Consider the following 6370-nt stretch of genomic DNA (forward strand, 5'->3'; position numbering starts at 1 on the left):
AAGCAGGCCAAAAGAAAACGGGGCTCCAAAGGAGCCCCGTTTCACATTCCGGATCAGTGAGTTCCGGGTTTATTCTTCGTCTTCGCCGATGACTTCAACTTTATCAGCTGCGACCTCTTCACCGTCTTCTTCGTCATCGCTCGTCGACAGACCTGTCGGGGCCGAGATGTTGGCAATCACGAAGTCACGGCTGATGGTCGGCTTGGTGCCTTCGGGCAGATCAACCGACGAAATGGTGACCACGTCGTTGATGTTCAGTCCGGACAGATCGACGGTGATCTTTTCCGGAATGTCACCGGCGGTGCACACCAGCTCCACCTCGGGGCGAACAACGGTTAGCACGCCGCCCTTCTTGATGCCGGGTGCAGCACCTTCGTTGATGAATTCGACCGGGATGAACAGGTTGATCTTGGTGGTCCGGCGCAGACGCATCAGGTCGAGGTGCGTGGGCAGGTCCTTGACAACATCGCGCTGAACGTCGCGGCAGATCACTCGCACGTCGTCGTGGCCATCGACCTTCAGGTTGAACAGGGTCGATTTGAAGCGGCCTGCTTTCAGCATCTTCAGCAGCTTGTTGAACGGGATGTTGATCGGCAGAGGCTCTTTGTCGCCACCGAATACAATGCCCGGAACCATGCCGTCGCGGCGTGCCTGACGAGCGGCGCCCTTGCCTGTCCCCGTCCGTTCCAGAGCTTCGAGATCAGGAATCTCACCAGCCATGTTTAATCTCCAATGTTAGGGCAGGGTGCCTCCAAGGCTGTCACCCCGCATGAAGCGCTGCCCATACAGCGGATTTGCGGATTTGAAAAGGGCGATTCGGGCCGAAAGCGCCAATTGGCGGCCATTTCTCCGCCGCGATCACTCCAGGGGGCGTAAATATCCCCCGGCTTCGCGCAGTCGATCAAAAAGCGCGAAATCTCGGGCGTGTACCTTGCGCAAGCTTTGTTCGGCCTCGTCCGACAATGGCGTTGGAACAAAGGGCGAGACGTTGCGGACGGGAAATTCGATGTCTTCGTGAAACCGGTCAGAGAAAAATGTCTGAATCCGTTCGTGTTCGTCATAGTCGAACAGGTGGTGGACCGGGACGCTCTCATCTTTGAGCATCAGATAGTGGGATTGGTTGCGGATCGCGGCAAAAACGGGTTGCGGGTCTTGCGTCGTTCCAATGGCAAAGGATTCGAAGCTGATGTTCTTAAGAGTCCTTGGGTTTTCAGGGTCCGTCAACCGTGACCTATAGCGATACCAGCTTCGGATGTACTCGATTGGATCGCGCATCAAGGCCACGATTTCGGGTCGGGCACCGCTGAACTGGCGCAAAAACGGCGCGACGCTGTTTTGATATTGCGCGGCTGTCGTGTGTTTTCGCATATTTGCAAAGACAATATCGGCATGAGTTCTCAGCGCCGCCTCTATGGCGGTCGTACCGGTTTTCGGCACTGCGAGAAACACGAGGTTCTGTTTCAGATAGACTTGCAGGACGGGTTGCCTTGTATTTTTTGCGAATATCCTGTGGTTTATCCGGATTGTCAAAACAGGGGCAGGATCGCCAATCCGTCACGCCTGCCAGCGCCCACCGAAGTCCTCGGGTATCAGCAGGTTGTGGCGCCCAAGCGCCGCTACTGATTTTTCACCGCACAGCGCCATGGTCGTGTCCAGCTCCTTCCGGATCACTTCCAGCGCGGTGCTCACCCCTTTTTGGCCCATGGCGCCCAGACCATAGACGAAAGCCCGCCCGATATAGGTACCCCTGGCCCCCAAAGCCAAAGCCTTGAGCACGTCCTGACCCGAACGGATACCACTGTCCAGATGCACTTCGATATCGCTTCCGACTGCATCCATGATTTCCGGTAGAACGCGAATCGAACTCAATGCGCCATCCAACTGGCGTCCGCCATGGTTTGATACAACTATGGCATCGGCCCCGATCTTTGCGGCCATTTTGGCATCCTCGGCATCCAAGATACCCTTAAGGATCACCTTGCCGCCCCATTGCTCCATCAGCTTCTCGACCTTGCCCCAGTCGAGGCTTGGGTCGAATTGTTCCGCAGTCCACGCACCCAGTGACGAGGTGTCGGATATGCCGTGCACATGGCCCACGATGTTGCCAAACTCGCGCCGCTTGGCGCCCAGCATCTCGATACCCCATGCCCATTTCGTCATCAGGTTCGCGATGGTTTTCGCGGTCAGTTTCGGCGGAGCTGACAGGCCGTTCTTCAGATCCTTGTGCCGCTGACCGAGAATTTGCAGATCCAGCGTGATTACCAGCGCCGAGCATTTGGCATCCTTGGCCCGCTGGATCAGACGGCGGACATAGTCCTCGTCCTTCATCGTATAAAGCTGAAACCAGAAGGGCTTGGAGGTGTATTCGGCCACGTCCTCGATCGAGTTGATCGACATGGTGGACAGGGTGAATGGTACACCGAATTCTTCCGCTGCCTTTGCCGCCTTCATCTCGCCGTCCGCATGCTGCATCCCGGTTAACCCGACCGGAGCCAGTGCAACCGGCATCGTAACGTCCTGCCCGATCATCTGTGACGCAATGGATCGGCCCGACATGTCAACCGCCACGCGCTGGCGCAGCCGGATCTGCTCGAAATCCGAGGAGTTCTCTCGGAACGTCTGCTCTGTCCAGCTGCCACTTTCGGCATAGTCATAAAACATCCGTGGCACACGGCGCTCATAGATACGTCTAAGGTCGTCGATATTGGTGATGACGGGCATCCGTCCAAACTCCCGGTGAGGTGGTAAAAAGTTTTTACCAATTTATCTCTCCGCGCGCAATACACCCATGTGCGCAGGAATGACGCAGCATAAACGGCACGAAAAAACAGACACCCGGCAAGGTGTCCGTACATGATTTATCAGCCAGAAAAATGCCGTGTCAGACCGAGTGCGCCCCGTCTGCCAGAGATTTGACGAACGCCAGTACGTCAGCAACTGGCTTTCCCGCCCCGATCTGGCCGACGATGGCAGAGCCCACAACTGCGCCATCCGCAATAGATGCGATTGCACGCGATTTTTCCGGCGTATTGATGCCAAAGCCGACGATAACCGGCAGGTCGGTCGCCGACTTGATCCGTGCCACTTCGGGGCCAACATCGCCAGCCTCTGCCTCGGCGGCACCGGTGATGCCTGTAATCGAAACGTAATAGACGAAACCGGAGGTGTTCTGCAGCACACGCGGCAGGCGCTTGTCGTCCGTGGTGGGGGTCGCAAGCCGAATGAAATTCAGACCGGCTTTTTGCGCGGGAATGCACAGCTCGTCATCTTCCTCGGGCGGAAGGTCCACGACGATCAGGCCGTCGATCCCGGCAGCCCTGGCTTTTTCCAGAAAGGCATCGACGCCGCAACTGTAGATCGGATTGTAATAACCCATGAGCACGATCGGCGTCGTATCGTCGGTTTCGCGAAAACTGCGCGCCAGCTCCAGCGTCTTGTCCAGCGTCATGCCGCCGTCCAGCGCCCGCTGACCAGCTGCCTGAATGGTCGGTCCGTCCGCCATTGGATCGGTAAAGGGAAGTCCCAGTTCGATCACATCGACGCCCGCACCCGGCAGCCCCTTGACCACCTGCAGCGAGGTTTCATAGTCGGGATCACCCGCCATGATATAGGCGACAAAGGCTTTCTTGCCCTCGGCTTTCAGGGCAGCGAATTTGGCGTCGATACGGGTCATCGGAAGTCCTTGCACTCGGGTTTCGACCTGATGTGCAGAAACTTGGCGGGAAAATCAATCCCGCCTCGTCCCAGGACGCCTAGAAAGATTTGTGAAACCGGATCAGGGCCGAGTTCACACCGGGATTGAAGTCGTTGGTACTGGCATTCGATTTGTGTGTGATGGCCAACGACAACCGATTGCCACTGTCAAAGCGGTAACCGACCGCAAACAGACTACGGATCTGGAATTCACCGCCCAGATCATTCAACTCGTCGGATTCCGAGAAGAATCCGGGCATCACGCTGCCTTCCAGAAACCAGTTGCTGTCGAAATCATAGATACCGTAAAGACCCACGCCGACATGAACATCGCCGTTTTCGTGAACCGACAACGCACCGCCCCAGCCCGCACCGAAATGCGTGGCTTGGTGAAAGGGTTTATGCTGATATTCTAAAGAGATTACACCCTGATCCAGGGATCGGCTGTCGGAAAAATCTGCATAACCGGCGCCAAATATCACAGATTGGGCCTGTGCCGCGCCAGCGCCGACGACCAGGAAGATTGAGACAACAAGAGATTTCATCCGCGTGTTCCGCTACTTATTACCTGTTTCAAGGTTAACTGATCATTACACCCTGTCAATTTCAATGTTCAAGGATGCACAATGCTTTCGCAACGTGTTGACCTGTCAAAACCCACACGCAATTTCTATCTGTGAATGTCAGCTTGCGCATTGTCCGGGACCCGCCTAAAAGCGCCCGTCGAATGGCATCAGGAGGCCGGTATGGGCTTTAAAATGGGAATCGTGGGGCTGCCTAACGTGGGCAAGTCGACCCTGTTCAACGCGCTGACGAAAACGGCTGCGGCGCAGGCGGCGAATTTCCCGTTCTGCACCATCGAACCCAATGTGGGCGATGTGGCGGTGCCGGATGACCGCCTGGACAATCTGGCGGCCATTGCCAAGTCGCGTCAGATCATCCCGACCCGGATGACCTTTGTCGACATTGCCGGTCTGGTGAAAGGCGCGTCGAAGGGCGAAGGGTTGGGCAACCAGTTTCTGGCCAACATTCGTGAAACCGACGCCATTGCCCATGTGCTGCGCTGCTTCGAAGATGGCGACGTGACCCATGTGGATGGCCGGGTCGACCCTGTGGCCGATGCCGAGACCATCGAAACCGAACTGATGCTGGCCGATCTCGAAAGCATCGAAAAACGACGTGCCAACCTGGTGCGCAAGCTCAAGGGCAACGACAAGGAAGCCCAGCAGCAGGATCGCCTGTTGGCAGCCGCGCAAGCGATGCTTGAAGACGGCAAGCCCGCCCGCATGGTCGAGGTCAGCGACGAAGACGCCAAGGCGTGGAAAACGCTGCAATTGCTGACCACCAAGCCGGTGCTTTATGTCTGCAACGTGTCCGAGGAAGAGGCCGCCGAAGGCAACGACTATTCACGAGCTGTGGCTGAAATGGCCGCGGCGCAAGGCAATGCGCATGTGATCATCTCGGCCAAGATCGAAGAAGAGATCAGCCTGCTGGAACCGGACGAGGCGGAAATGTTCCTGTCTGAGATGGGCCTGTCCGAGCCGGGTCTCGACCGCCTGATCCGCGCCGGATATGACCTGCTCAAGCTGGAAACCTATTTCACCGTCGGCCCGAAAGAGGCCCGCGCATGGACCATCCGAAAAGGTACCGCAGCGCCGCAGGCTGCCGGGGTCATTCATGGCGATTTCGAAAAAGGGTTCATCCGCGCCGAGACCATCGCTTTTGACGACTATATCGCCTGCAACGGCGAAACTGGCGCCAAGGATGCGGGCAAAATGCGGGCCGAGGGCAAGGGGTACATCGTCAAGGATGGCGATGTAATGCATTTCCTGTTCAATACCTAGACAAGAAACTGACGGACACTACCGCCACAATTCGCCTCGGCGCGGCGGGTTGCGGGTAGTTCTTGGCACTGACGCAAACTGTTTGACGACAGCGATTGGAACCAAACCAATGCGCTCCGGGCAGATTTGTGCTAGATAGCCAAATGTGACTTTGGATCAGATTATGAGGTCGGCAGTGACCATCAGGCGAGTAAAGCCGCGCTATTTTTTCATAGCGTTGGTGCCGGTGTGCATCTTTTTGATCAACAAGCTGATCACTGGTCAGTTGATGGCCACCGATTTGAACGTGCCGTCAAATATCCTGCAGGATGACCGCCCCTGGCTGGAGGGAGTAGGGCGATTCAGATTCCTCGCCACTTCTTGGTTCTTCGCATCCCTCGCAGTGCTTGCCGTGTCAATACTGGTCCGCACTCTGGCGCGCCCGACAGCGAGAGAGACAAGGATTTTGGCCGCAGGAACGGTTTTCGTCATATTCTTGTTGGCCATCATTCCACCCATTCAGCAAAACATGTCGCCTGACACGCCACGGGCCTACTACCGCCTTGGCGCCGCGTTTTTCGAAACGGCCCTGTCGCGAGGCACGCTGCCAGCGTGTCTGGAACCGGATGACAAATGGTTGCTCGGGCGGTGTGGCGAAGTACCGGTCATTTCCTTGTTCAATCGCGTGTTGGACATAATAACCGCACTTGCCGGTCTTGCGGTGGGTGCTCTGATCGTTGGAATGATCCTGTGCCTCGACACCTGCGAGGCCGACGACCTGGAACAGGAGGCTGCGCGGCTGGCCAAAAACATGCTTCAGATGCGGCATCAGCTGTACCTGTCCAGTTTGGTAC

The 6370-nt window shown here is 56.8% G+C and carries 7 protein-coding genes; 2 read left to right on the forward strand and 5 right to left on the reverse strand.

Annotated elements, in window-relative coordinates; all coding sequences use genetic code 11:
- Positions 1-69 precede the first annotated feature (69 nt).
- From AC2FNB_RS08385 to AC2FNB_RS08405, 5 genes are all read right to left on the reverse strand, one after another.
- Positions 70-720 (reverse strand): 50S ribosomal protein L25/general stress protein Ctc, encoded by a 651-nt coding sequence (locus tag AC2FNB_RS08385; protein ID WP_496745642.1) that lies wholly within the window; start codon positions 718-720, stop codon positions 70-72.
- A gap of 138 nt (positions 721-858) precedes the next feature.
- On the reverse strand, positions 859-1449 hold the full coding sequence (locus tag AC2FNB_RS08390) for a hypothetical protein (protein ID WP_480747880.1): 591 nt from the start codon (positions 1447-1449) through the stop codon (positions 859-861).
- A 105-nt stretch (positions 1450-1554) separates the two neighbouring features.
- Entirely contained in the window at positions 1555-2721 is a 1167-nt protein-coding gene (locus AC2FNB_RS08395; RefSeq protein ID WP_496745644.1) for an alpha-hydroxy acid oxidase, read from the reverse strand.
- Between the two features lie 160 nt (positions 2722-2881).
- On the reverse strand, positions 2882-3673 hold the full coding sequence (trpA, locus tag AC2FNB_RS08400; protein WP_496745646.1) for a tryptophan synthase subunit alpha: 792 nt from the start codon (positions 3671-3673) through the stop codon (positions 2882-2884).
- Between the two features lie 79 nt (positions 3674-3752).
- Positions 3753-4238 carry an acyloxyacyl hydrolase gene (locus AC2FNB_RS08405; RefSeq protein WP_480747877.1) on the reverse strand — a complete coding sequence of 162 codons (486 nt, stop codon included), beginning with the start codon at positions 4236-4238 and terminating at the stop codon, positions 3753-3755.
- Between the two features lie 201 nt (positions 4239-4439).
- On the opposite strand from AC2FNB_RS08405, the gene ychF reads away from it, so the two are divergent.
- Positions 4440-5537: a redox-regulated ATPase YchF gene (gene ychF / locus AC2FNB_RS08410; protein ID WP_496745648.1), complete on the forward strand. Its 1098-nt coding sequence runs from the start codon at positions 4440-4442 to the stop codon at positions 5535-5537.
- Between the two features lie 175 nt (positions 5538-5712).
- The coding region (locus AC2FNB_RS08415; protein ID WP_496745650.1) for a hypothetical protein at positions 5713-6370 on the forward strand (658 nt) is incomplete at its 3' end.

The sequence above is a fragment of the Ruegeria sp. BHSB058 genome (assembly GCF_059613285.1).